At 66.2% G+C, this 22,608-nt stretch carries 20 protein-coding genes; 13 read left to right on the top strand and 7 right to left on the bottom strand.

What is annotated here, in order from left to right; translation table 11 throughout:
* Nucleotides 1-147 precede the first annotated feature (147 nt).
* The 7 genes from ROZ37_RS12130 (at nucleotide 148) to ROZ37_RS12100 (ending at nucleotide 9,103) form a co-directional block, all read left to right on the top strand.
* Entirely contained in the window at nucleotides 148-1,071 is a 924-nt protein-coding gene (locus tag ROZ37_RS12130; RefSeq protein ID WP_312659678.1) for a LysR family transcriptional regulator, read from the top strand.
* The gene (gene radA / locus ROZ37_RS12125; protein ID WP_312659676.1) at nucleotides 1,071-2,444 is read left to right on the top strand and encodes a DNA repair protein RadA; all 1,374 of its coding nucleotides are present in this window, start codon (nucleotides 1,071-1,073) and stop codon (nucleotides 2,442-2,444) included. Before ROZ37_RS12130 ends, radA begins: the two co-directional genes overlap by 1 nt.
* A 165-nt stretch (nucleotides 2,445-2,609) precedes the next feature.
* A complete protein-coding gene (locus ROZ37_RS12120) occupies nucleotides 2,610-4,094 on the top strand; it encodes a PAS domain S-box protein (protein WP_312659674.1) in 1,485 nt (494 codons plus the stop codon).
* Nucleotides 4,094-4,492, top strand: coding sequence for a response regulator (locus tag ROZ37_RS12115; protein ID WP_312659673.1), 399 nt, complete (start codon nucleotides 4,094-4,096; stop codon nucleotides 4,490-4,492). Before ROZ37_RS12120 ends, ROZ37_RS12115 begins: the two co-directional genes overlap by 1 nt.
* A 15-nt stretch (nucleotides 4,493-4,507) precedes the next feature.
* Entirely contained in the window at nucleotides 4,508-7,882 is a 3,375-nt protein-coding gene (locus ROZ37_RS12110; RefSeq protein WP_312659672.1) for an EAL domain-containing protein, read from the top strand.
* Nucleotides 7,883-7,931: 49 nt separating this feature from the next.
* Nucleotides 7,932-8,642 (top strand): glutathione S-transferase N-terminal domain-containing protein, encoded by a 711-nt coding sequence (locus ROZ37_RS12105; protein ID WP_312659671.1) that lies wholly within the window; start codon nucleotides 7,932-7,934, stop codon nucleotides 8,640-8,642.
* 212 nt (nucleotides 8,643-8,854) lie between these two features.
* On the top strand, nucleotides 8,855-9,103 hold the full coding sequence (locus ROZ37_RS12100) for a hypothetical protein (protein WP_312659670.1): 249 nt from the start codon (nucleotides 8,855-8,857) through the stop codon (nucleotides 9,101-9,103).
* An 88-nt stretch (nucleotides 9,104-9,191) separates the two neighbouring features.
* On the opposite strand, the gene ROZ37_RS12095 is transcribed toward ROZ37_RS12100, so the two are convergent.
* Nucleotides 9,192-9,530: a 4a-hydroxytetrahydrobiopterin dehydratase gene (locus ROZ37_RS12095; RefSeq protein ID WP_312659669.1), complete on the bottom strand. Its 339-nt coding sequence runs from the start codon at nucleotides 9,528-9,530 to the stop codon at nucleotides 9,192-9,194.
* Between the two features lie 259 nt (nucleotides 9,531-9,789).
* The gene (locus ROZ37_RS12090) at nucleotides 9,790-10,521 is read right to left on the bottom strand and encodes a BON domain-containing protein (RefSeq protein ID WP_312659667.1); all 732 of its coding nucleotides are present in this window, start codon (nucleotides 10,519-10,521) and stop codon (nucleotides 9,790-9,792) included.
* A 179-nt stretch (nucleotides 10,522-10,700) separates the two neighbouring features.
* Here ROZ37_RS12090 and pdhA point away from each other — a divergent pair, with 179 nt between their 5' ends.
* The 3 genes from pdhA to ROZ37_RS12075 are packed head-to-tail and all read left to right on the top strand — an operon-like array spanning nucleotide 10,701 to nucleotide 13,859.
* Nucleotides 10,701-11,786, top strand: a complete 1,086-nt coding sequence (gene pdhA / locus ROZ37_RS12085; RefSeq protein ID WP_312659665.1) for a pyruvate dehydrogenase (acetyl-transferring) E1 component subunit alpha — start codon at nucleotides 10,701-10,703, stop codon at nucleotides 11,784-11,786.
* Nucleotides 11,779-12,759: an alpha-ketoacid dehydrogenase subunit beta gene (locus tag ROZ37_RS12080; RefSeq protein ID WP_312659662.1), complete on the top strand. Its 981-nt coding sequence runs from the start codon at nucleotides 11,779-11,781 to the stop codon at nucleotides 12,757-12,759. The genes pdhA and ROZ37_RS12080 overlap by 8 nt, the downstream gene beginning before the upstream one ends.
* Nucleotides 12,756-13,859 (top strand): dihydrolipoamide acetyltransferase family protein, encoded by a 1,104-nt coding sequence (locus ROZ37_RS12075; RefSeq protein WP_312659659.1) that lies wholly within the window; start codon nucleotides 12,756-12,758, stop codon nucleotides 13,857-13,859. Before ROZ37_RS12080 ends, ROZ37_RS12075 begins: the two co-directional genes overlap by 4 nt.
* Before the next feature lie 99 nt (nucleotides 13,860-13,958).
* Here ROZ37_RS12075 and ROZ37_RS12070 read toward each other — a convergent pair whose 3' ends face one another.
* The gene (locus ROZ37_RS12070) at nucleotides 13,959-15,572 is read right to left on the bottom strand and encodes a glycosyltransferase family 39 protein (RefSeq protein ID WP_312659656.1); all 1,614 of its coding nucleotides are present in this window, start codon (nucleotides 15,570-15,572) and stop codon (nucleotides 13,959-13,961) included.
* A 151-nt stretch (nucleotides 15,573-15,723) separates the two neighbouring features.
* Nucleotides 15,724-16,938: a glycoside hydrolase family 2 TIM barrel-domain containing protein gene (locus tag ROZ37_RS12065; protein WP_312659655.1), complete on the bottom strand. Its 1,215-nt coding sequence runs from the start codon at nucleotides 16,936-16,938 to the stop codon at nucleotides 15,724-15,726.
* A 336-nt stretch (nucleotides 16,939-17,274) separates the two neighbouring features.
* On the opposite strand from ROZ37_RS12065, the gene ahpC reads away from it, so the two are divergent.
* The 3 genes from ahpC (at nucleotide 17,275) to ROZ37_RS12050 (ending at nucleotide 20,106) form a co-directional block, all read left to right on the top strand.
* The gene (gene ahpC / locus ROZ37_RS12060; RefSeq protein ID WP_312659654.1) at nucleotides 17,275-17,838 is read left to right on the top strand and encodes an alkyl hydroperoxide reductase subunit C; all 564 of its coding nucleotides are present in this window, start codon (nucleotides 17,275-17,277) and stop codon (nucleotides 17,836-17,838) included.
* A gap of 112 nt (nucleotides 17,839-17,950) precedes the next feature.
* A complete protein-coding gene (gene ahpF / locus ROZ37_RS12055) occupies nucleotides 17,951-19,504 on the top strand; it encodes an alkyl hydroperoxide reductase subunit F (protein ID WP_312659652.1) in 1,554 nt (517 codons plus the stop codon).
* Nucleotides 19,505-19,599: 95 nt separating this feature from the next.
* Nucleotides 19,600-20,106 (top strand): hypothetical protein, encoded by a 507-nt coding sequence (locus tag ROZ37_RS12050; RefSeq protein WP_312659651.1) that lies wholly within the window; start codon nucleotides 19,600-19,602, stop codon nucleotides 20,104-20,106.
* An 84-nt stretch (nucleotides 20,107-20,190) separates the two neighbouring features.
* On the opposite strand, the gene ROZ37_RS12045 is transcribed toward ROZ37_RS12050, so the two are convergent.
* The 3 genes from ROZ37_RS12045 to ROZ37_RS12035 form a co-directional block, all read right to left on the bottom strand.
* Nucleotides 20,191-20,715, bottom strand: coding sequence for a superoxide dismutase family protein (locus tag ROZ37_RS12045; protein WP_312659650.1), 525 nt, complete (start codon nucleotides 20,713-20,715; stop codon nucleotides 20,191-20,193).
* Nucleotides 20,716-21,096: 381 nt separating this feature from the next.
* A complete protein-coding gene (locus tag ROZ37_RS12040) occupies nucleotides 21,097-21,678 on the bottom strand; it encodes a helix-turn-helix domain-containing protein (protein ID WP_312659698.1) in 582 nt (193 codons plus the stop codon).
* A gap of 29 nt (nucleotides 21,679-21,707) precedes the next feature.
* A complete protein-coding gene (locus tag ROZ37_RS12035; protein WP_312659647.1) occupies nucleotides 21,708-22,520 on the bottom strand; it encodes an IclR family transcriptional regulator in 813 nt (270 codons plus the stop codon).
* Nucleotides 22,521-22,608: the final 88 nt, after the last annotated feature.

Below are 22,608 nucleotides of genomic sequence, written 5' to 3'. Positions count from 1 at the left end.
GGGCGGTTTATATCACGAAGGCCGTACTTTGTTCCGATTACGCTCGCCGCCCGTCGGATAGAGGCGAACCGCCGGCGTGCCGGGGCACTCCGGCGCCCCCACCTGTGGTCTAATCGCCCCGGAATAAACGACATTTATGGAGCGAAGATGGCGGAGCGCAGACTGCAGGTCTTTCACGCGGTGGCCAAGCACGGCTCTTTCACGCGCGCGGCGGAGCATCTCTTCATGACCCAGCCGGCCGTGACCTTCCAGATCAAGCAGCTCGAGGAGCATTTCAACACACGGCTGCTCGACCGTGGCCACGGTCATGTCGGTTTGACGCCGGCCGGCGAGGTCGTGCTCGCGTATGCCGAGCGGATTCTCGACCTGTCGGACGAGCTGGAATCGCGTATCTCCGAGCTGACTGACGACCTCGGCGGCGTGCTGTCGATCGGGACCAGCACGACGATTGCGGCGTACTGGCTTCCGCGCCTGCTCGAGCGCTTCAAGCAGAAGTATCCGCGTGTGGTTCCGCGGGTCGTGGTCGGCAATTCGCAGCTCACCGAGAGCCGGGTCGTCGCGCGGGAACTTGACATCGGCTTGATCGAGATCGTGTCCGAGCAGCCCGCGATCGAACGCTTCACCGCGGCGCGCGATGAATTGCTCGTGATCTGCCGGCCGGGGCATCCGCTGACGAAGAAGAAGAAACTTGCCGCGCAGGATCTCGTCGCGCATCCGTTCCTCAATCGCGACCCCGGCAACGCGATCCGCGAACTCACCGAAGAATTCTTCGAGGCAGCCGGCATCGGGATCGAGGAACTCAATGTCGCCGCCGAACTCGGCAGCCTCGCGACCGTCAAGCACCTTGCGGCCGAGACCGACGGTTATGCGATCGCGTCGCGCGCGGCGATCCAGCGGGATCTCCGGGAGGAGAGGCTCGCCGCGATCCCGCTGGAGCCGAGGCAATACACGCCGCTCGAAGTCATCATTCCAAAGGACAAGTTCCGCTCCCGCCTGATCACGACTTTCGCGGAGCATGCGGTGGCGGAACTGGTGGCGATGGCGACGATCCCCTTGGCGGAAGAGGCGTAATGGCGAAAGTCAGGACGGTGCATAGCTGCACCGAATGCGGCGCCGAGTCGCCGCGGTGGCAGGGGCAATGTCCGCAGTGCAAGGCGTGGAACACGCTCGTCGAGGCGGTCGTGGAGCCGGCGGGAGCGAACGCTGCACGCTTTGCCGCGCTCGCGGGCAGCACCGGCAAGCTGCGGACGCTCGCGGAACTCGAGCCGCGCGAGGAGCCGCGCACGCCGACCGGGATCGAGGAATTCGACCGCGTTCTCGGCGGCGGGCTGGTCGCCGGCGGTGTGGTCCTGATCGGCGGCGACCCCGGGATCGGAAAATCGACGCTGTTGCTGCAGGCGCTTTCGCTGCTAGCGCTTCATCACAAGGCGATCTACGTCAGCGGCGAGGAGTCGGGCGAGCAGGTCGCGTTGCGCGCGCAACGGCTTCAGCTCGATCCCGGTGGCCTGCAACTGCTGCCCGAAATCAACCTCGAACGCATCCTCGCGGCGCTGAAGAACGAACGTCCGCGCATCGCCGTCATCGATTCGATCCAGACCGTTTACTCCGAGGTGCTGCAGTCGGCGCCCGGATCCGTCGCGCAGGTGCGCGAGTGCGCCGCGCAGCTCACCCGCTTCGCCAAGCAGAGCGGGACGAGCCTCATCATGGTCGGGCACGTGACGAAGGACGGCACCCTCGCGGGACCGCGCGTGCTCGAGCACATGGTCGACACCGTGCTGTATTTCGAAGGCGACACGCACTCGAGCTTCCGGCTGGTGCGCGCGTTCAAGAACCGCTTCGGTGCAGTGAATGAACTGGGCGTGTTCGCGATGACCGAGCGCGGGTTGCGCGGCGTCAGCAATCCGTCCGCGATCTTCCTGTCGCAGCATGCCCAGCAGGTCGCCGGCAGCTGCGTGCTGGTGACGCAGGAAGGCACGCGTCCGCTGCTGGTCGAGATCCAGGCGCTGGTCGACGGCGCGCAGAACCCGAACCCGCGGCGCCTTTCGGTCGGCCTCGAACAGAACCGCCTCGCGATGCTGTTGGCGGTGCTGCATCGGCACGCGGGCGTCGGGTGCTTCGACCAGGACGTGTTCGTCAATGCCGTCGGTGGCTTGAAGATCACCGAGCCCGCCGCCGACCTCGCGGTGGTGCTCGCGATCGTGTCGTCACTGCGCAATCGGCCGCTGCCCCCGCAACTGGTCGTGTTCGGCGAAATAGGCCTCGCCGGCGAAATCCGCCCGGCTCCACGTGGGCAGGAGCGGCTGAAGGAGGCGGCGAAGCTCGGCTTCACCGCGGCGGTGATTCCGAAGGCGAATGCGCCGCGCCATGCAGTCGGCGAGATGCGCGTGATTGCCGTCGATCGAATCGAGGAAGCGTTAGAGCGGGCGCGCGAGCTCGAAGCATAGCCCGAGCACGCGCCCGCGACGGCTCGCGATCGCCCCCGTCGGAAATGACTGCCCATTTTGGGTTACGTTACGCTAAAGTATGCATTCGTTACTCGCCTGCGTCCGGCTTAGCTCCCTCTCTCAATCGAGAGTAAAAGAGCCGGAGGCTTGCGACGGAGACCACAGATGCCTGACGAGGTCGATTACCGCTGGATCGCGGACGCTCCGGATGCGATCGCAATGGTCGATGAAGCCGGAATCGTGCACGGCTGGAATGCCGGAGCCGTGGAGATGTTCGGCTACGCGGACGATGAGGCGATCGGCGCCGAGCTGGGACAACTCATCGCCGTCGATGAAGGGGCGGACGAGCAGCGCCGCTTCATCGCCGAGACGCTTGCCGAGCGCCACGCGACCTTCGAAGCCTTGCGCCGCAGGAAAGACGGCACGCTGATCTACGTCACGATTTCCGGAAAGCTCGCCTCGGGCACGCCGGCTGACGGCGTGCGCGTGCTTTTCTCCGAGAAGGACGTCACCGAACTCAAGGTCCGGCGCGACAGCAAGCTTCTCGAAGCCAGGTTTGGCGAGCTGCTCGACTCGATGCCGGACGGCATCGTCTTCGTCAATCCAACCGGCCACATTGTCGTTGCCAACACGCAGGCCGAGCAGCTCTTCGGCTATCGACCGGGGGAGCTCCGGGCGCGCCCGGTCGACGATCTGTTGCCCGAGCGCTTTCGCAGGGCGCACAAAGGCCATCGCGGCCACTATTTTTCGGCTCCTCGCGCGCGCGCGATGGGCGCCGGGCTCGAACTTTTCGGACTGCGGAAGGACGGCACGGAATTTCCGGTGGAGATCAGCCTGAGCCCGCTGAAAACCGAAGAGACCCCGATCGTCATGAGCGCGATCCGCGACGTCAGCGAGCGCAAGCGCTTCGAAAAGGCGCTGCAGGAAAAGAATCTCGAACTGGAGCTGGCGAGCCGCGCGAAGGACCGCTTCCTCGCGAGCATGAGCCACGAACTGCGCACGCCGTTGAACGCGGTCATCGGCTTCACCGGCACCTTGCTGATGAAGCTGCCCGGCGAGCTCAACGACGACCAGGTTCATCAGCTCGAAATCGTGCGCAACAACGCGAGACATCTGCTCGCGTTGATCAACGACCTGCTCAACCTCGCGAAGATCGAGGCCGGCAAGATCGATCTGAACCCCGAGCGATTCGACTGCCGCGGCGTCGTCTCGGAGATCGCCGCGTCGCTACGACCGCAGGCGGTCGCGAAAGGGCTGGAGTTCGGACTCTCGCTGCCCGACCAGCCCGTGCCGTTCGAAACCGATCGTCGCGCGCTCAGTCAGATCATCATCAATTTGGCGGGCAACGCGATCAAATTCACCCAGACCGGCGGCGTCCGCCTGACGCTGAACGTGGACGAATCCACGCAGCCGAAGCGCCTCGTGTTCGCGGTCAGAGACAGCGGGCCGGGGATTCCGGAGGAGGAATTGGCGACGCTGTTCGAGCCGTTCGTCCAGGGGCAGGCGGCGCGCACGTCCGCCGCCGAAGGCACCGGGCTCGGCCTGCACCTGAGCCGCAAGCTTGCCGGATTGCTCGGCGGCGAACTCGCATGTCAAAGCACTTTCGGCGCCGGTGCGACCTTCACCGTCGTTCTGCCGGAGATGAACTGATGCCTGCAAGAATACTCATCGCCGAGGACCATCCGCCGAGTCTCGAATTGATGCGTTACCTGCTCGGGGCCCACGGCTATGCGACGCGGAGCGCGACCAACGGCCGGGAAGCGATCGACCTCGCGCGGCAGGAACGGCCGGACCTCGTAATCTGCGATTTGCAGATGCCGGACGTCGATGGTTTCGCCGTCGTCCGCGAACTGAAGCAGGACCGCGACTTGCGCAGCGTCCCCTTGCTCGCGGTCACGGCGTTTTCGATGCTCGGAGACCGCGAAGACGTGCTCCGGGCCGGATTCGACGGCTATTTCTCGAAGCCGATCGAACCCGAAAATTTCGTCGCAGCCATAGAACAATTTCTCCCGGCGGAATTGCTCTCGAGACCGAATCGCGGGGGATGACAACAAGGATCGCGTATGGCCGTCATTGCGGTAGTCGACGATATTCCTGCGAACCGGGAGCTGCTCGCGACGATTCTGAAATCGCTTGGGCACCGAGTGATCGAAGCGGCCGACGGGGCTGCCGCTCTCGAAATCGTCCGAAGCGAAGCGCCCGACCTCGTGATCTGCGACATCCTGATGCCGACGCTAGACGGCTACGAGTTCGTGCGTCAGTTGCGGGCGGAGCCGGCGATCGCCGACACGCGGGTGATCTTCTACACCGCCTATTACCTCGAAGAGGAAGCGCTACAACTCGCGAAGGCGTGCGGTGTGATCGACATCCTCGGCAAGCCATCCGATCCGGAAGATGTGATCCGCGTCGTCGACAAGGCGCTCGCGGTGCGCAACGAGAGGCCCGGCGACGGCTTGCCGCAGCCCGAGTTCGACCGGCAGCACCTGCAGTTGATGACCGCCAAGCTCGCCGAGCAGGTTGCCGAGCTGCACGTCGCGCGCGGCAAGCTCGAAGCGCTGATCGAACTGAACCTGCAACTCGCGTCCCAGACGGACCTGGAACAGCTCCTGTCGCACGTCTGCAGCAGCGCGCGGCTGCTGCTCGCGGCGCAGACGGGAACGGTGGTGGCACGGGCGACCAATAGGGAAGACATCGCGTACACCGCACATTGCGGACTTCCGCCCGAGGTCGAATCCGCGCTCGGGCCGCTCCACCTCCATGCCGGGGTGCTCGGAGAGGTCTATCGCATGAAGCGCGTGGTGCGGGGGACCTCCGCAATGGAGGCGCGGGCGCTCGGCCTTCCGGAGGCCTACCCGCGACTGCGTTCCTTCCTCGCGGCGCCGATGACTTCGCTGACGAAGGTGTACGGCTGGATTTGCCTCGGAAACAAGGAGGGGGAAGGCGGCTTCAGCGACGAGGACGAGAAGCTGCTGCGGATACTCGCCGCGCAGGTCGGACGCATCTACGAGAACGGCTCGCTGTACCGCCAGGCGACCGGGCATGCGCGCCTGCTCGAGGCGGAAATCGCCGAGCGGGAACGCGCTCAGCGTCACTTGCGGGCGCAATACGCGGTGGCCCGCATCCTCGGCGACGCCGTGAGTTTCAACGAGGTCGCGTCGGAGGTGCTGCAGGCGATCGGTGCGGAACTCGATTTCTCGGCCGGGGCGCTGTGGACCGTGGACGAGACCGGGCAGGCGCTGCGGTGCCTGGATGCGTGGTGCCGTCCGCCGATCCAATGTGGCGCATGGACGGTGAATGTTCGACGTATGGTCCTCGAGCGCGGGCGCGGGCTGTCGGGGAGGGCGTGGGCGAGCCGGCAGCCGGTGTGGTGCGAAGACATCCGGCCCGAGCCGGAATGCCCGTGGTCCGAAGACACGGTCCGGGCAGCGCTGAGATCGGGGGGCGCGTTTCCCATCGTCGTGCGCGGTGAGGTTGCGGGCGTGATCGAGGTCTTCGGCCGCGAGAACACAGGTTTCGAACGCCCGTTGATCGACACGCTCGCGTCGCTCGGCCGCCAGATCGGCCAATTTCTCGAGCGAAATGCGCAGCAGCAGAGGATCCGCCGCCTCACGCGCGTCTATGCGGTGCTCAGCGGCATCAATTCGACGATCGTCCGCGTCCACGGCCGCGCGGCATTGCTCGAGGAGGCGTGCCGCATTGCCGTCGAAGCGGGCGAATTCGGGATCGCCTGGATTGGTGAAGTCGACGCGGAAAACGGGCAGATCCATCCGGCTGCGTGGGCGGGAATCGACGACCGGCTCGCGAGACAGGTCCGCCTGACGGAGAAAGGCGATGGGCCCGCCGGCCGGACCCTCGTCGCGGAGGCGGTTTCGACGCGCAACCCCGTGTTCATCAACGACATCGCGACGTCGGACGACGCGGTCGTTCACCTGCCGGGCGCCGTCGAGCGCGGCTATCGGTCGAAGATCGTGCTGCCGCTCTTTACCGAAAACGAGGTCGTCGCGGTGCTTGTCCTGTACGCGCGCGAGCCCGGTTTCTTCGCCGGCGAAGAGCTGCAGTTGCTGCGCGAGCTCGCCGGCGACGTGTCGTTCGCGCTCGAATACATCGCGAAGAAGGACCGTCTCGCATTTCTCGCCTATCACGATCTGCTCACGGGGCTGCCGAACCGCGCTCACCTGCACGAGCATCTGACGCAGGCGATCGCGCGTGCGCGCCAGCATCCGGGCGAACTGGTGGGCGTCGTGGTCTGGAACCTGCACCGTTTCCGCAACATTAACGAGACCTTCGGGCGTCAGACGGGCGACGCGGTACTGCGCGAGATCGGCCAGCGCTTCCAGGAGTACTGGCCGAACGCGATGGATGTCGCGCGGATCGGCGTCGACCATTTCGCGGGCATCATCCACGATCGGCGCGAGGCGATTGATCTCGCACACCTCATCGAACAGGTCATCGCAGACGTCTTCGGCAACCCGATCGCAGTCGGGCAGCAGGAACTGCGGATCGCGGCGTCCGCCGGCGTCGCGGTGTTCACCAATTCGGGTGAGGACGCCGAGACGCTGCTGCGCAACGCCGAGGCCGCGTTGCGCAAGGCGAGGCGCTCGGGGTTGAACTATCTTTTCTACGGGCCGGAGATGAACGCCCGCGTCGCCGAAACGCTGATGCTGGAGAACCGGCTGCGGCAGGCGATGGAACGGGACGAATTCGTGCTGCATTACCAGCCGAAGGTTTCGGGAGTCAACGGACATGTGACCGGCCTCGAGGCGCTGATGCGCTGGAACGATCCGGAGTTCGGGCTCGTACAGCCCGACAGGTTCATCCCGGTGCTCGAGGAAACCGGGATGATTCTGCAGGTCGGGCTGTGGGCGATCCGCCAGGCGCTCGCGGATTCCCGCCGCTGGCAAGAGGCCGGCATCGAGGCGCCGCGCGTCGCCGTGAATGTGTCGGCGATCCAGTTGCAGCAGGAGAACTTCGTCGACTCGGTGCGCGGCGCACTGCAAGCCGACGGCGGTTCGGCCCTCGTCGATCTCGAGATCACCGAGAGCATGATCATGACGGAGCTCGAGGAGAACATCGTGCGGCTCGACGAGATCCGCCGCCTCGGCGGCGACATCGCGATCGACGACTTCGGCACCGGCTATTCGTCGCTCGGCTACCTTGCCAAACTGCCGGTAAGCGCGCTGAAGATCGACAAGTCGTTTATCGAAACGATGAACGAGAGCCCGGAAAGCATGACCATCGTGTCGACGATCATCTCGCTCGCGCACTCGCTCGATCTCAAAGTGATCGCCGAAGGCGTCGAAGAGGAGGAGCAGGCGAAGTTTCTCCGGCTCTTCAAATGCAACGAACTGCAAGGCTATCTGATCAGCCGGCCGCTTCCGCCCGATCAGGTCGTCGATTTTCTGCGCGAAAGGGCGCACGGGAGCGGGGCGCTTAATTGACGCCGGCGCGAGCGCCGGATTTCGAACTTCAGAGAGGGGAAGGAAAGACATGATCGATCTCTACACGGCCGCCACCCCCAACGGACACAAGATCTCGATCGCGCTCGAAGAGTTGTCGCTCGACTACACGATGCGCGTTCTCGATCTCGCCCAGCGCGAGCAAAAGGAGTCCTGGTTCCTGCAGATCAACCCGAACGGCCGCATCCCGGCGATCATCGATCGGGCCGAAGACAATTTCGCGGTGTTCGAGTCGGGCGCGATCCTGATCTACCTCGCCGAGAAGACCGGCCGCCTGATGCCGTCGGATGCGAAAGGCCGATCGCGGGTGCTGCAATGGCTGATGTTCCAGATGGGCGGCATCGGCCCGATGATGGGGCAGGCAAACGTGTTCTACCGTTACTTTCCGGAAAAGATCCGGCCCGCGATCGACCGCTATCAGGGCGAGTCCCGGCGGCTGTTTCGCGTGCTCGACGGGCACCTCGCGCACAACGAGTTTCTCGCCGGCGAGTATTCGATCGCGGACATCGCGAACTGGGCGTGGGTGCGCACGCACAACTGGTCGGGCATCGAGACCGACGACCTGCCGCACCTGACGCGCTGGATCGAACAGATCCGCGAGCGGCCGGCGGTGCAGCGCGGGATTCTCAAGCCGCCGTCGTCGATGGACGAGAGCGCGGGCGACAGCGAAAAGGAGAAGCGGATCGCCGAGGGGGTTCGCGGCATGGTCGAAACCGGCCAGTCGCGCGACAGCGGCAGCTAGCGGTCTTCTTCAGCTGGCGCCGGGCACTCCGACCGCACTTTTTCCTCTGAAGACGGGAGTCACTTTACCGCAGACGCGGTATCGGCAGACGCCATCCACCGGGACGATAATTTCGTGTCTCGGTAGTCGTTCTACGGCTACCGGTCGATGTCGAACATCGGCCGCGCGCGTCATGGCGTGGCGACGGAATTCAATCAGCAGGAGAGGGATCAATGCAAAACGCGTCAGGGCAACTGGCTGTTCACAAGCTGGAGTGCGAGTTCATTCCGCCGCTCGACTTGCCGGAAACCTGGGGGCTCGCGTGGGACCGGCAGGTCGAGGCCGTCCTCGCATGGCAGACGGCCGGCGGCAACGTCGATACCGGCTTCGGGCAATCGTACGGGAACAACGTGCGGCAGTTCATCGATCGCAGAACCCGCAGCATGATCATCGACTTTCCGGACCGCCGGAAGGCTGCCTGATCGCCGGCAGCTGAAATCACAAGGGGCCGCAAAGCCCCTGGAAAACCGGAAGCGGCGCCATGCCCGAGGAGGGCCGGCGCCGCTTCGCTTATCCGGCGGCAAGACGATCGGTCTTCGCTGCCATCACGTAGTCGTTCTCGTGCAGACCGCCGATCTCCTTCGTCTGCCACGAGATTTTCGCCCAGCCCCAGCTGAACGCGACATCGGGATGGTGGCCCTGCGCTTCAGCGAGTTCGCCGACCGCGACGACGAAATCCAGCGCGTCGCGAAAGTTTCCGAACGTGAAACGCCGCTCGATGCGCGTGCCGTTGTCGGCTAGCGTCCAATCGGGCAGTTGCGCAAGATGACTCGCGGCTTCGGCCTGCGTCAGCGGCGGGATGCCGCCGCGGCAGGGGGTGCAGGAACGGGTCGAAAGCTCATCGGCCATGTCCGGGTCTCCGAAGAAACGCGCAGCGCGCGCTGGTTGATACCTTTATTCGCCAGGGCGAGGCGGATTCGGACGGGTGAAAACCGCTTCTCGCGTACCTTTACTCGTCCGCGGTGGACGACGGTTCTCGACGTGACGGTCCTCATCGAGTGTTCGCTTATCCGGCCTCTTTACGGTTCGGCGCGAAGGCCGCGGGTCGAGTTCGGTGCGCGGCGCGATGCGCCGTGTGCCGTCGATCCCGCAGGGTTCAGAGGGGCCGTCAGGACGGCATGCGGACTTCGAGCTCGTTGTGCACGCGTTTGATGCCGTGCAGGTACCACGCGTCGAGTTCGGCGCGCTTGCGCTCTTCCTCGGTCGCGACGACGCCGCTCAGGGTGACGACGAAATCGCGGCTGTCGATCGCGATCTGGGCCGCCGGCACGTGCGGATCGGTCTCGAGGACGAGTCTCAGCGCCTCGATCACTTCCTCGTCGTTGTCGTCTTCCGGTGGCCGCACTTCGAGCTGATTCACCACGTCGCGGCACCCGCGCGCCCACCATGCGAGCACGCCCGCGAGCCGCTTGTGCGACAGGCTGATCACGTGACCGTTGAGGGTGATCACGCCGTCGGCTACCGACAGGTCGATTTCGCCGCAGGAGTCGCCGCTCGCGATGCGAAGGACCTCCATGCGTCCCGAATTCAGCGCGCGCAGCGAGCAATTGAGGAAGTCGACGTCGCGCGTCAGGGAGTCGCAGGCTGCGTCACGGACCGCGCCGTCGCCGATGTCGAGGGTCGAAGTAAGCCGTAGCCGGTCGACCGTCTTGTCGACCCCGTCGAGGTCGCTGACGGCGCTGACCGCGACCCGCTTTGATGCGATGCTCGGGACTTCGCCGCTCAGGGTCAGCGCGTTGCCTTCCACGAGGATGTCGACCGGAAAGTTCGCGGGATCGATGCGCGCGTCGCGCTCGAGCGCCGCACGAACCTGGTTCACGATGATGTCTCTCGGCTGCATGGGCGATTCTCCTCGAACGAAGTTGGACTGCCACTCGTCTGATCATAGACAACGCAACCGCCTCGGCGCTTCCCGTTCGCGCGCCGGTGCGAGCCGGCGCGACCCGGCGCTAGCCCGTCGCGTGCGGATCGAAGTCGGACGGCATGGTCTAGACTGAGGCAAAAAAGAAGGAGATCGTCATGGCTACCGTTGCACGGTTCCAGGTCGACTACACGCGGTTTCTCGATCCGCAAGGGGAGGTCGTAACACCTTTGCCCGAGTTCGCGCACGATCCGGAGGTTTTGCTACCGCTTTATCGCGCCATGCAGTTGACGCGGACTTTCGACACGAAGGCGATCGCGCTGCAGCGCACCGGCAAGATCGGGACGTTCGCGTCCGCGCTCGGCCAGGAGGCGATCGGCGTCGGTGTCGCGAGCGCGATGCGCAAGGAAGACCTGCTCGTCCCTTCGTACCGCGATCACGCCGCTCAGTTCGTGCGCGGTGTTGCGATGACAGAGAGCCTGTTATACTGGGGCGGCGACGAGCGCGGCAGCGACTTCGCGGGTCCGCGCGAAGACCTGCCGGTATGCGTGCCGATCGCGACGCAGATCTGCCACGCCGCCGGCGCCGCCTACGCGTTCAAGCTGCGCGGCGAAGCGCGCGTCGCGGTGTGTTTTATCGGCGACGGCGGCACGTCGAAAGGCGACTTCTACGAAGCGATGAACTTCGGCGCGGTGTGGCAGGCGCCGCTCGTGATCGTCGTGAACAACAACCAGTGGGCGATCTCGGTGCCCCGCCCGATGCAGTCGGCGACCAGCACGCTGGCGCAGAAAGCCATCGCCGCAGGCATCGAGGGCGTGCAGGTCGACGGTAACGACGTCGTCGCCGTGCACGACGCCGCGCGACGCGCGATCGAGAAGGGTCGCGGCGGCGGCGGGCCGACGCTGATCGAAGCGATCAGCTATCGCCTGGGCGACCACACCACCGCCGACGACGCGACCCGCTATCGCGATCCGGCCGTCGTCCAGGAGCAGTGGACGTTCGAGCCGATTCGCCGGCTGCGCGCTCATCTGGTGCGGCTTGGCGCGTGGGATCCGGGCAAGGAAGAGTTGCTCGCGAAGGAATGCGCCGACGCGGTCGAGCAGGCGGTGGAGGGCTACCTCGCGGTGCCGCCGCCGACGCCGGCCGCGATGTTCGAGCACCTGTACCGGACGCTGCCGCCCGCGCTGGAGCAGCAACGGGACACCCTACTCGCGTTCGCGCCCGACGGAGGCGGACATGCCTGAGCTCAATCTCGTCGAAGCAGTCAATCGCGCGCTCGCCTGGGAGATGGCGCAGGACCCGTCGGTGGTGCTCCTCGGCGAGGACATCGGCGTCAATGGCGGCGTGTTCCGCGCGACGGTCGGCCTGCAACAGCGCTTCGGCGCGGGACGCGTGATCGATACGCCGCTCGCTGAAACCGCGATCGCCGGCACCGCGGTCGGCATGGCCGCCGCGGGTCTGAAACCGGTCGCAGAGATCCAGTTCTCCGGCTTCATCTATCCGACGATCGACCACATCATCAACCACGCCGCGCGCCTGAGATACCGCACGCGCGGGCGCCTGTCGTGTCCGCTGGTGCTGCGCTCGCCGTCGGGCGGCGGCATCCACGCGCCGGAGCATCACTCGGAAAGTCCGGAAGCGCTGTTCGCGCACATGCCGGGTCTGCGCGTCGTTGTGCCGTCTTCGCCGTCGCGCGCGTACGGCCTGCTGCTCGCCGCGATCCGGGATCCGGACCCGGTCATCTTCCTCGAGCCGACGCGGCTCTATCGGCTCTTCAAGCAGGAGGTCGCCGACGACGGCGAGGCGCTGCCGCTCGACGTCTGCTTCACGCTCCGCAGCGGCACCGACGTGACGCTCGTCAGCTGGGGCGCGGCGCTGCACGAAACGCAGGCGGCGGCCGACGCGCTCGCGCAGGAAGGCGTGGCCGCCGAGATCATCGATGTCGCGACGCTGAAGCCGCTCGACATGGCGACGATCCTCGAATCGGTCGCGAGGACGGGGCGCTGCGTCATCGTGCACGAAGCCGCGCGGACGAGCGGTTTCGGCGCGGAGATCGCGGCGAATCTCGCCGAGCAGGGGCTTTACTCGTTGCTGGCGCCGGTGCAGAGAGTGACGGGATACGACACGGTGATGCCGCTGTCGCGACTCGAATACCAGTACCTGCCGAGCGTGCAGTGCATCGTGGCGGCAGTCCGCAAGACGCTGGAGGGAGCATGAAAATATTCAAATTGCCCGATCTGGGCGAAGGCCTGCAGGAAGCGGAAATTGTCGAGTGGCACGTGAAAGCGGGCGACGAGGTCCAGGTGGACCAGCCCGTCGTGTCGGTCGAGACCGCGAAAGCCATCGTCGAGATCCCGTCCCCGCAGGCCGGCCGCATCGAGAAGCTCTTCGGCCAGCCGGGGCAGATCGTGCAGGTCGGTGCGCCGCTTATCGGTTTCGCCGGTGCCGCCGACGAGGGCGATTCGGGCACCGTGGTCGGGGAAATGCAGGTCGGCAACCAGTTGAAGCAGGAGCCGCCGGCGGCGGTGGGACACGGCGGTGCGGCGATCAAGGCGACGCCGGCGGTGCGTGCGCTCGCGCGCCAACTGAACGTCGAACTCGAGATGGTGACGCCGTCGGGTCCGGACGGCGTGATCCTCGGGTCCGACGTGCAGCGGGTCGCGAAGATCCTCGCCGAAGTCGGGCCTCCCGAGATCCTTCGCGGCGTCCGCCGCGCGATGGCGCAGAACATGGCGCTCGCGCAGAGCGAAGTGGCTCCCGCGACGGTGATCGACGACGCGGACGTCCACGCCTGGGCGCCGGACAGCGACGTGACGATCCGCTTGATTCGCGCGCTCGTCGCCGGATGCCGCGCGTCGCCAGGGCTCAACGCATGGTACGAAAGCCACACGATGGGACGCCGCGTGCTCGAAAAGATCCATGTCGGCATCGCGGTCGATCTGCCCGACGGGCTCTTCGTGCCGGTGCTGCGCGACGTCGCGAGCCGGGATCCGGCGGACCTGCGTGCGGGCCTCGACCGCATGCGCGCCGACGTCGTCGCACGCCGGATTCCGGCGGACGAGCTGCGCGGCAACACGATCACGCTATCGAACTTCGGCATGATCGGGGGCAAGTACGCGAGCCCAGTCGTGATGCCCCCGACCGTCGCGATTCTCGGCGCCGGGCGCGTGCATGAGCAGGTCGTCCCGGTCGGCGGCGCACCGGTCGTGCATAAGATCCTGCCGCTGAGCCTGACCTTCGATCACCGCGTCGTCACTGGCGGCGAGGCGGCACGCTTCCTCGCCGCGGTGATCACCGACCTCGAATCGTCGGAGTAGGGAGGGCTGGCCGGGACGCGCACGTCGCGGGAGGGGATGGGCGCGGATCGGGCGCCGTCCGCCAGTGGGCGGAGCAGCGGCCGTCCTGCCTGAGCTGCGTTACGGCAGAGGCGCACTGTTCCCCGGCGCGCTTGCCACTTTCTCCGCGATCCGCGGCGCGGCGAGCCACAGCATCTCGCGCCCGGCCCGGGCGATCGGCGTTGCCGTGATGCCGGGCAGCGCCCCGATGGCGGCAGCATCCTGCTGGCGCGCCGCCACGCAGCCGGCATTGGCGCCGAGCAGCGTGGGCACCTGCGCGAGGTCGCCAGCGCGCCGAACACGTCCGCCGGAGTAGAAGGCCGCCGAATGCGGCCGCGCGCCGAGGTAGATCAGCGGGCCGCCGATGGGGCATTGCGCCGCAGCGTCCCGCATCAGGTGTTTCGCGCTCTTGTACTCCGGGGCGCCCGACTCGACCAGCTGGAAATCGAAGACCATCACCCCGACGAGCGACACCATCAGTCCACCGCACACGAGACGCCGCCCCCCCGCTCCGGGCCAGCGCGCGAGCCAGCCGCCCGCGAGCAGCGCCAAGGCCGGCAGCGCGGGCAGCGCATAGGTCCAGATGATGTTGCGCGCGACGGTGAACAGCAGCAGCGGCGTCAGCGCCCACAATAGCAGGTACAGGCGCCACGCCTGGTCGGCCCGTTGCGTTGCCGGCTCTCCTTTCCAGCGGCGCCATGCCGCGGCGGCGGGTACGAGCGCCGACCACGGCAGTGCGGCGGCGAAGGCGAAGACCCAGACCGTGCCGATCGGGAAGCGATGGGCGTGTCCGTACAGATCGCCCGACCAACCCGGCGTCATGAAGCGATGCCAGTGTTCGCCGACGATGAAATACTGCAGGAATCCCGGCGTGCGCAGCTCCGCCGCGATGTACCAGGGCAAGACCAGGGCCGCGACCAGCGCAGTCCCCGTTGCCCACGGAAAGGCCCGCCAGACGGCGCGAGGCTCGCGGCGAAGCGCCGTCCACCCCGCCAGCGGCGTACCGATCAGCACCAGCGCGAGCGGGCCTTTCGCGAGCAAGCCGATCGCGATCCCGATGAACAGCAGCCAGCGGCCGGGCTGGCGCGGCGCCTGCGGACCATGGAGACCGCGCCAGAAGCCCAGCATTGCCAGTGTCGTACCCAGCACCAGCGCGCCATCGGTCATCACTGCGCCGGCGGACACGAAGAACAGCGTCGAGCCGGCGAGCAACGCGACCGTCAGCAGCGCTTCCCAACGCGAACGCTGCACCGCCAGCTGCCATGCAGACCACGCTATACCGAGCGCGCACAAGAAGTGCGGAAGGCGGGCGGTGAATTCGCCGATCCCGAAGCTGCGGAAGCTCAGTGCCGTCAGCCAGAACGAGAGCGGCGGCTTGCCCCAGAACGGTACGCCGTAGTCATGCCACGGCGTCACCCAGTCGCCGAGGGCGGCCATCTTGCGGCCGATTTCGGCGTAGCGTGCCTCGGTCGTGTCCATCAGCGGCAGTATTTCCATGCCAAGCAGGCGCAGCAGCAGCAGAACGGCGAGCAGGGCGAGGATCAGCGTCGTGCCGCGCGCGGCACCGCTTGTGCCGGCGCGGCTCGCCGCAGCTGCCGGACGCGACCGCGGCCCAGCGGCCAGCGCGGCGTAGGACGTTTCGGAGGCCGCGCTGCTGGCGTCGACGGAGCGGAGGAATTCGCGAGATTCGTGCATAGGCTCGAACCATAGCCAGCGACCGATGAAGATCGCGTTCGGCGCGGGTAAAGAAAACGTCAAGGCGCGTCGAACGGGCGTGCACCAAGGTGTTTGCGTGCCGATCGAGTATAGGCAGCCGGGTGGCAAGAGCCAGTGTGAAGACTTTGTGTTACTTAACGAGGAAGGGCAGGTTTGCGGTTGCCCCCTTGCCGTTCCGGTCGCGGATCGTCATGAAGAGGCGGTACGCGCCTGGCCGCTCGGGGGCGACGAAACGCACGGTGGCGGCGTCGGCGTGCTTCACGTGCACCGGGATTCGCGCCGGCTCGGCTTCCGCGTCGCCACCGACGCGCAGGTCGGTCGCTTCGGAGACGACTTTCCATTCGGTGGCGAGCGGCGAGCCGTCGAACGAGGCCGCGTCGACGCCGGCCGAGATCTCCTGGCTCGGCGCGAACACGTCGGCGGCGATGCCGATTCCGCGGATCAGCGGCGCCGGCGCGACGACGGAAGCGCCCCAGGCCTCCGTCACCGCATCCGTCATCGCGGTCGCAGTGCCGTCGGCGAGCAGGATGCCGTGCCAGGTCTCGGTCTGCTCCTGCTTCGAACCCCACAGGAACGGGAACACACCCGCGATCTGCGGCTGCGTGCGCAGGAAGGCGAGCGCATCGCGGTAGAACTTCGCCTTCTCGCTGCTCGTGAGTTCCACCGGCGCGCCCCACGGCTTGCGCCCGGCCTGCCATTGCCCCAGCGGTCCGAGCTCGGCGACGACGACCGGCTTCTTGATACCCATCGCCGCGAGCCGCCGCGGCAGATCGAACGCCGCGCCGGCGTAGATGTTGATGCCCAGAAGGTCGACGTTGGCACAGCAGGTCGCGAGGGGCGCGAGGCGCTCGACGCCGGCATCCGCAACGACCATCAACGTCGGGTGTGCGGGATCGATCGCCTTGACGACGGCGGCAAGCCGGTCGATCTCGCGCCAGACGGGGAGCGGGTCGGCGAGCGCGGTTTCGACCTCGTTGCCGACTCCCCACGCGAGAAGGGCGGGGTGATCCTTGTGACGCCGGACGAATGTGGCGATCGCTGCTTCCTGCGCGCGTCGCGCCGTCTCCTTTTCAAAGTCGAGCCGTCCGTGGCGCGGATGATCGATCCACAGGCCCATGACGACCTTCAAACCGAGCCGCTCGGCCTCGTCGAGCACCCACGCGTCTTCCTCGCCATAGACCCGCACCGTTTTCGCACCGGCCGCGGCGAGCTTTCCCAGAGTCGCGCGATCGCCCTTGAAGGCCGCGCCCTGCCATTGCGCGGCGGCCGTCGAGTGGCCCGGCGACAGCGCCAGCAGCAAGGTCGCAAAGAGCAACGTTGCGGAGAAAGTCGGGAGCAGCGGCATCGTTTCCGGTTCCGGGAGTGAGGTTGGAGCGGGGGTGATCAAGGCGACAAATCGACACGTTCGTCGAGCTTTCGAAGAGAGCTCGAGGCGCTTCGACAGGCTGAGCGGGAGCGGTATCCGTTGGCTGGTGGAATAGGGCCGGCCGTTTCGTCATCGCATCGCTTCGAGACGCGGATCGGGCCGACAGCACAGCAATTCGAGCCTTGTTGCTTAACATTGAACAAAACTATTAATCAAATGCCTAAGTTCAATTGGAGCTATTGTCACCACCCCGTTAAAGTAGAACCCGTCGAGAGCGATCTCACACATGTTTTCCAACACGACAAGGAGCAAGCAATGTCCCGAATCAATAGCCAGATCAAGCCTTTCAAAGCGACCGCGTTCCATCAGGGAAAGTTCGTTCCGGTGACCGACGAGACGCTGAAGGGTAAATGGTCGGTCGTGTTCTTCTACCCGGCGGACTTCACGTTCGTCTGCCCGACCGAGCTGGGCGACCTCGCCGACAACTACGCGGAGTTCCAGAAGCTGGGCGTCGAGATCTACAGCGTGTCGACCGACACCCACTTCACGCACAAGGCGTGGCACGACAGCTCGGAGACGATCGGCAAGATCCAGTACCCGATGATCGGCGACCCGACGATGGCGATCTCGCGCAACTTCGACGTGCTGATCGAGGAAGACGGCCTGGCCGACCGCGGCACCTTCGTGATCGACCCCGAAGGCCGCATCCAGATCATCGAGGTCAACGCGGGCGGTGTGGGCCGTGACGCCTCGGAGCTGCTGCGCAAGGTCAAGGCCGCGCAGTACGTGGCCTCGCACCCGGGCGAAGTATGCCCGGCGAAGTGGAAGGAAGGCGACGCGACCCTCGCGCCGTCGCTGGATCTCGTCGGCAAGATCTAAGTCCTCCGGGCCCGGGTTTCCCGGGCCGCGCCTGAGCGGCGGCCGGCAGTGTCCGGTCGCCGGGCGAGCACCCATCCACCACCCTCGACCCCTTTTTTATGGAGGAATCGCCATGCTCGACGCGAATATCAAGAACCAGTTGAAAACCTACCTCGAACGCATCACGCAACCGATCGAGATCGTCGCGTCAGTCGACGACGGCGAAAAGTCGCGTGAAATGAAGGCGCTGCTCGGCGACGTCGCGGAGCAGTCGAACATGATTACCGTCACCGACGGGTCGGATGAAGCGGTTCGGAAACCCTCGTTCGCGCTGAAGCGCAAGGGCGAGGATGCGCGCGTGCGCTTCGCCGGGCTGCCGATGGGACACGAGTTCCCGTCGCTGATCCTCGCGCTGCTCCAGGTCGGCGGCCATCCGCCGAAGGCGGATCAGGACTTGATCGAGCAGATCCGCGCGATCGAAGGCACGTTCGAGTTCGAGACCTACATCTCGCTGTCGTGCCACAACTGCCCGGACGTCGTGCAGGCGTTGAACCTGATGTCGGTGATCAACCCGAACATCCGCCACACGATGATCGACGGCGCGCTGTTCCAGGACGAGGTCAACGAGCGCCAGGTGATGGCGGTGCCAACCGTGTTCCTCAATGGCGAGCACTTCGGCCAGGGGCGGATGGAGCTCGCCGAGATCGTCGCGAAGATCGACTCGCGGGCCGGCGCCCGCGCGGCCGAAAAAATCGCCGCGAAGGACGAGTTCGACGTGCTCGTCGTCGGCGGCGGACCTGCAGGCGCGGCGGCGGCGATCTACGCCGCGCGCAAGGGCATCCGGACCGGCATCGTCGCCGAACGCTTCGGCGGTCAGGTGATGGATACGCTCGCGATCGAGAACTTCATCTCGGTGAAGGCGACCGAGGGCCCGCAGCTCGCGATGGCGCTCGAGGAGCACGTCAAGGAGTACGGCGTCGACATCATGAACCTGCAGCGTGCCGCGGCCGTGATCCCGGGCGATCGCATCGAGGTCAGACTCGAGAACGGCGCGTCGCTGAAGGCGCGGTCGGTGATCATCGCGACCGGCGCGCGCTGGCGCGAGATGAACGTTCCGGGCGAGAAGGAATACCGCGGCAAGGGCGTCGCGTACTGCCCGCACTGCGATGGCCCGCTCTTCAAGGGCAAGCGCGTTGCGGTCGTCGGCGGGGGCAACTCCGGCGTCGAAGCGGCAATCGACCTTGCCGGCGTGGTTGCGCACGTGACGCTGCTCGAATTCGCGGATTCGCTACGGGCGGACGCGGTGCTGCAGAAGAAGCTCTTCAGCCTTCCGAATGTCACGGTCGTCACGAATGCGCAGACGACCGAAGTCACGGGCGATGCGAAGGTGAACGGGCTGATCTACAAGGACCGCCAGTCGGGTGAGTCGCATCGCGTGGAGCTGGAAGGCATCTTCGTGCAGATCGGTTTGCTGCCGAACACCGATTTCGTGAAGGACACGATCGAGCGCACGAAATTCGGCGAGATCGCCGTCGATGCGCACGGCCGCACCTCGGTGCCGGGCATCTTTGCCGCCGGCGACTGCACGACGGTGCCGTACAAGCAGATCGTCATCGCGATGGGCGAGGGCGCGAAGGCTTCGTTGTCGGCCTTCGATCACCTGATCCGCGAGTCGGTCGAGGCGTAAGCCTTCCCTCGCGAGGCGGTCGAATTCGTGCCCGGTTCATGCCGAATTCGCCGCCTCGCTGTCTCATCTCCTGCAAGGCTGCTTGGAAAAGGGCGATGAGACGTTCGGGAATGTTGGGCTTGATGGTGGTCGGTCTGCTTGCGGGCTGCGCAGGCGCCGATTGGAAAAGCACGGAAGAGGCCGGCGGCGGGAGCGTCGCGGTTCGGCTGAGCGCAACGCGGGTGAACACCGGCGAGATCGGTCTCGCGATGCTCACTCCGCTGCGCGACGGGACCGGCGTAACCGTGGAGGTGAGCGGTGTCCCGAGCCCTTCGACGCGTCCGGTCCACCTCTACACCTACATTCACGAAGGTACGTGCGACGCCTTGAATCCGACGCCGGCCTACACCTTGACCGACCGCGTGCTGGCCGAATCCTTGAATACATTTCCAATGGCCGCGAGCGCCGGCCCGCCGCTCAAAGTGTCGAATACGGCTCCGGTGCCGCTCGCGACGCTCCGGTCCCGCCCGAACGCGATCGTGGTCCGATCGGCGCCGGCGGACGGAAATCGCGCGATCTTCTGTGGCGACATCGACTCGCGCGGAACGACGGCCTCGCCGTGATCCGTCAAGAGGTGCCGCTCTCGGGCAGGGACCGGCAGTCCGGAGGCCCCGGACTGCGATGGCCCCCGGAGGTATGCTCATGCGCTATTTAGCCTGAATCACTCCGCACGCGACGCGGCCGCCGGAGTTGCCGGTCGGTTGCGTCTTGTAGTCGTCGGGGGCGGCATGCACGATCACCGCGCGCCCGACGATGCCGTTCTCTCCTTCGCCGATCGAAACCCCCTTCACGACGGTCGTCAGGGTGGCTTCGCCTTTGGCGTCGGCTTCGAGCATCGGCAGGTCGCCCAAGTGGTGTTCGCCCTTGTCGGGATGCCCGTGCGCCTTCTTCGTCGGATTGAAGTGTCCACCGGCGCTGGTGGCGTCCGGCGCGGAGCAGTCCCCTTTCTCGTGCAGGTGGAAGCCATGTCCGCCCGGCGTCAGCCCGGTGACGTGTGCTTCGATGCGTACGCCGCCGTCGGCTTGCGTGAAACTGACTTTTCCGGCGGTCTTGTTCCCTTGCGTCGGCGCGAGCGACGCCTCCGCGGTGCCGGGGGTCTGAGCGATGGCGTTACCGGTGGCGGCGAACAGGGCCGACGCAAGGAGAGTCGAGATACGGAGCCGAGTATTCATCGAATGCGTTCCTTCTTCCATTGGGGAGTTCTGCGGCCGGACAGGTCCGGGGGCGACGCGTGAATCGCACCCGAATCCCGCGCGTCCGCAGCGGTACTCATCATGGTTGAACGTCGACCCGAATGAAACTCGGAGCGGTAAGCAAAATTTTGTGCCGGCGACATGCGGCGAGTGCGAAATCCCATCAACGCGCCGACACGATGGCAGACACAGCCAAGGGGTCGCGGAGCAGGGGGGCGCCGACACCTGCGTGACGATGTCGGTGATGCAGACTGTGCGCCCGAATCTTGCTGTCGGGGGCGTCGCGCCCCGTGAGGTTCGCGTACGGTGCTTCCCGTGCCACAACCTGCGGCTTCCGTCGCGCAGCCCGCGCCCGCAGCGTCAGGATGGGGTCACTGGCTCGAAGAGGCGGGCGAGTGCCGTGTGGAGGGCCGAAGCGGCTTGCCGGGAGCCTGGCTCGGCGCTGCGGATCAATAGTCCGCGCCACAACGCGAGGACGACTTCGACTGCGGCGACGCGATGCACGTCAGTGGTGGAGAGCTCCTGCTGTTCGTTTGGAAGGAGCGCGAGAAGGTGCCGGCGGCATTTTTCTTCGGTCTCCGCGACGAGGTCGGCGACGAGAGGGTTACGGCCCGCCTCCGCCATGATGTCCGCCCGGAGTGCGGCGCTGAGCGATTCGTCGCCGCACGATGCCTGCTCGCCCCGGCGGACCGCGGTCAACATCGCAGCGACGAATTGCGCCGGGCTCCCCGCGTGGCACAAGGTGGCAAGGCAGGCTTCGAGATCGTCGCGGATCACCTCCGCAACAATGCAGTCCTTGCCTTCGAAGTAATGGTAGATGTGGCCGACGCTCATCCCGGCCTTGGCCGCGACGCTTGCCATGCTGGCGCCCCGGAAGCCTTCCACTTCGAAGCACCCGCGCGCGGCCCGAAGAATCTGCTCGCGGCGTTCCCGCCGGCGCATATCGGCGGCAGTCGAATCGGCGACGCGTCTCATGCTGACATGTGCTCCGTGCCGAGCAGGCGTTCGACCACGGTGCGGGTGTTCGCGAGCGCGTGCCGGAAGTCTTCCAGGTTCGCGTGCAGGCGTGCGGTCGGCGCGATGACGGTGATCGCGTAGGCGCCGCGGTAGGTGCCGATCGAAACCGACACGGCGCTCACCCCTTCCGTATGTTCCTCGTTGTCGTAGGCGAAGCCGCTGCGACGAATTTCTTCCAGCTCGTCCAGCAGCGCGGCGAGTCCCTTGCTGCGGCCGGTGCGCGGCGGCAGGTCTTCCCCGAGCCAGTCCTTCACTTCCTCCGGCGTCATGCGCGCGAGCAAGGCCTTGCCGTCCGCGGTGAGGTGCACCGGCGCGGTCGAGCCGACCGGGGGCACGATGCGGAGCACTTGTTCGCCGACGAAGACTTCGAGCAGATGCGTCTGACGCGCGTTGATGCGCGATAGGCAGACCGTCTCATGCAGCGCCTGCGACAGCCGCTCGAGATGCGGACGGGCCACCGGAACGATGTCGGCTTCGGTCTGGTAGATCAGCTGCCCCAGCGCCGGACCGAGCCGGAAGCCGCCGGCGGCGCCAGCCGGCTCGGCGAGGTTCTCGGTGGCGAGCGCCGTGACGATGCGTTGCACCGTGGAGCGGGGCAGGTCCACTTCCGCGGCGATTCCGGCAAGGCTGAGTCCATGCGGGTGGGCGCCCAGCGCTCGCATGATGCGGCTTGCGCGGGCGATGACCTGAATTCCGCCCTGCTGGCGGTCGTCGACGTCGTCGCCTGCTTCGCCGCTACCCCGCTTGTTTTCGTCCGTTGTCTTCATCCGTCTGCTCCACCTCTTCGGAACGGAGTTCTAAAAGTACCCCCATCCGACATTCGCTTGATTTTGGCGTTAAGTGATACACTGTACC

It is taken from the genome of Aromatoleum sp. (assembly GCF_032027225.1).
Classification (GTDB): domain Bacteria; phylum Pseudomonadota; class Gammaproteobacteria; order Burkholderiales; family Rhodocyclaceae; genus Aromatoleum.
This window is presented reverse-complemented; position numbering and strand designations above follow the sequence as displayed.

What these genes read in the sequence shown, in the direction of transcription:
- ROZ37_RS12130 (WP_312659678.1), top strand. Translation starts at nt 148, where the DNA reads ATGGCGGAGCGCAGACTGCAGGTCTTTCACGCGGTGGCCAAGCACGGC.
- radA (WP_312659676.1), top strand. Translation starts at nt 1,071, where the DNA reads ATGGCGAAAGTCAGGACGGTGCATAGCTGCACCGAATGCGGCGCCGAG.
- ROZ37_RS12120 (WP_312659674.1), top strand. Translation starts at nt 2,610, where the DNA reads ATGCCTGACGAGGTCGATTACCGCTGGATCGCGGACGCTCCGGATGCG.
- ROZ37_RS12115 (WP_312659673.1), top strand. Translation starts at nt 4,094, where the DNA reads ATGCCTGCAAGAATACTCATCGCCGAGGACCATCCGCCGAGTCTCGAA.
- ROZ37_RS12110 (WP_312659672.1), top strand. Translation starts at nt 4,508, where the DNA reads ATGGCCGTCATTGCGGTAGTCGACGATATTCCTGCGAACCGGGAGCTG.
- ROZ37_RS12105 (WP_312659671.1), top strand. Translation starts at nt 7,932, where the DNA reads ATGATCGATCTCTACACGGCCGCCACCCCCAACGGACACAAGATCTCG.
- ROZ37_RS12100 (WP_312659670.1), top strand. Translation starts at nt 8,855, where the DNA reads ATGCAAAACGCGTCAGGGCAACTGGCTGTTCACAAGCTGGAGTGCGAG.
- ROZ37_RS12095 (WP_312659669.1), bottom strand. Translation starts at nt 9,530, where the DNA reads ATGGCCGATGAGCTTTCGACCCGTTCCTGCACCCCCTGCCGCGGCGGC.
- ROZ37_RS12090 (WP_312659667.1), bottom strand. Translation starts at nt 10,521, where the DNA reads ATGCAGCCGAGAGACATCATCGTGAACCAGGTTCGTGCGGCGCTCGAG.
- pdhA (WP_312659665.1), top strand. Translation starts at nt 10,701, where the DNA reads ATGGCTACCGTTGCACGGTTCCAGGTCGACTACACGCGGTTTCTCGAT.
- ROZ37_RS12080 (WP_312659662.1), top strand. Translation starts at nt 11,779, where the DNA reads ATGCCTGAGCTCAATCTCGTCGAAGCAGTCAATCGCGCGCTCGCCTGG.
- ROZ37_RS12075 (WP_312659659.1), top strand. Translation starts at nt 12,756, where the DNA reads ATGAAAATATTCAAATTGCCCGATCTGGGCGAAGGCCTGCAGGAAGCG.
- ROZ37_RS12070 (WP_312659656.1), bottom strand. Translation starts at nt 15,572, where the DNA reads ATGCACGAATCTCGCGAATTCCTCCGCTCCGTCGACGCCAGCAGCGCG.
- ROZ37_RS12065 (WP_312659655.1), bottom strand. Translation starts at nt 16,938, where the DNA reads ATGCCGCTGCTCCCGACTTTCTCCGCAACGTTGCTCTTTGCGACCTTG.
- ahpC (WP_312659654.1), top strand. Translation starts at nt 17,275, where the DNA reads ATGTCCCGAATCAATAGCCAGATCAAGCCTTTCAAAGCGACCGCGTTC.
- ahpF (WP_312659652.1), top strand. Translation starts at nt 17,951, where the DNA reads ATGCTCGACGCGAATATCAAGAACCAGTTGAAAACCTACCTCGAACGC.
- ROZ37_RS12050 (WP_312659651.1), top strand. Translation starts at nt 19,600, where the DNA reads ATGAGACGTTCGGGAATGTTGGGCTTGATGGTGGTCGGTCTGCTTGCG.
- ROZ37_RS12045 (WP_312659650.1), bottom strand. Translation starts at nt 20,715, where the DNA reads ATGAATACTCGGCTCCGTATCTCGACTCTCCTTGCGTCGGCCCTGTTC.
- ROZ37_RS12040 (WP_312659698.1), bottom strand. Translation starts at nt 21,678, where the DNA reads ATGCGCCGGCGGGAACGCCGCGAGCAGATTCTTCGGGCCGCGCGCGGG.
- ROZ37_RS12035 (WP_312659647.1), bottom strand. Translation starts at nt 22,520, where the DNA reads ATGAAGACAACGGACGAAAACAAGCGGGGTAGCGGCGAAGCAGGCGAC.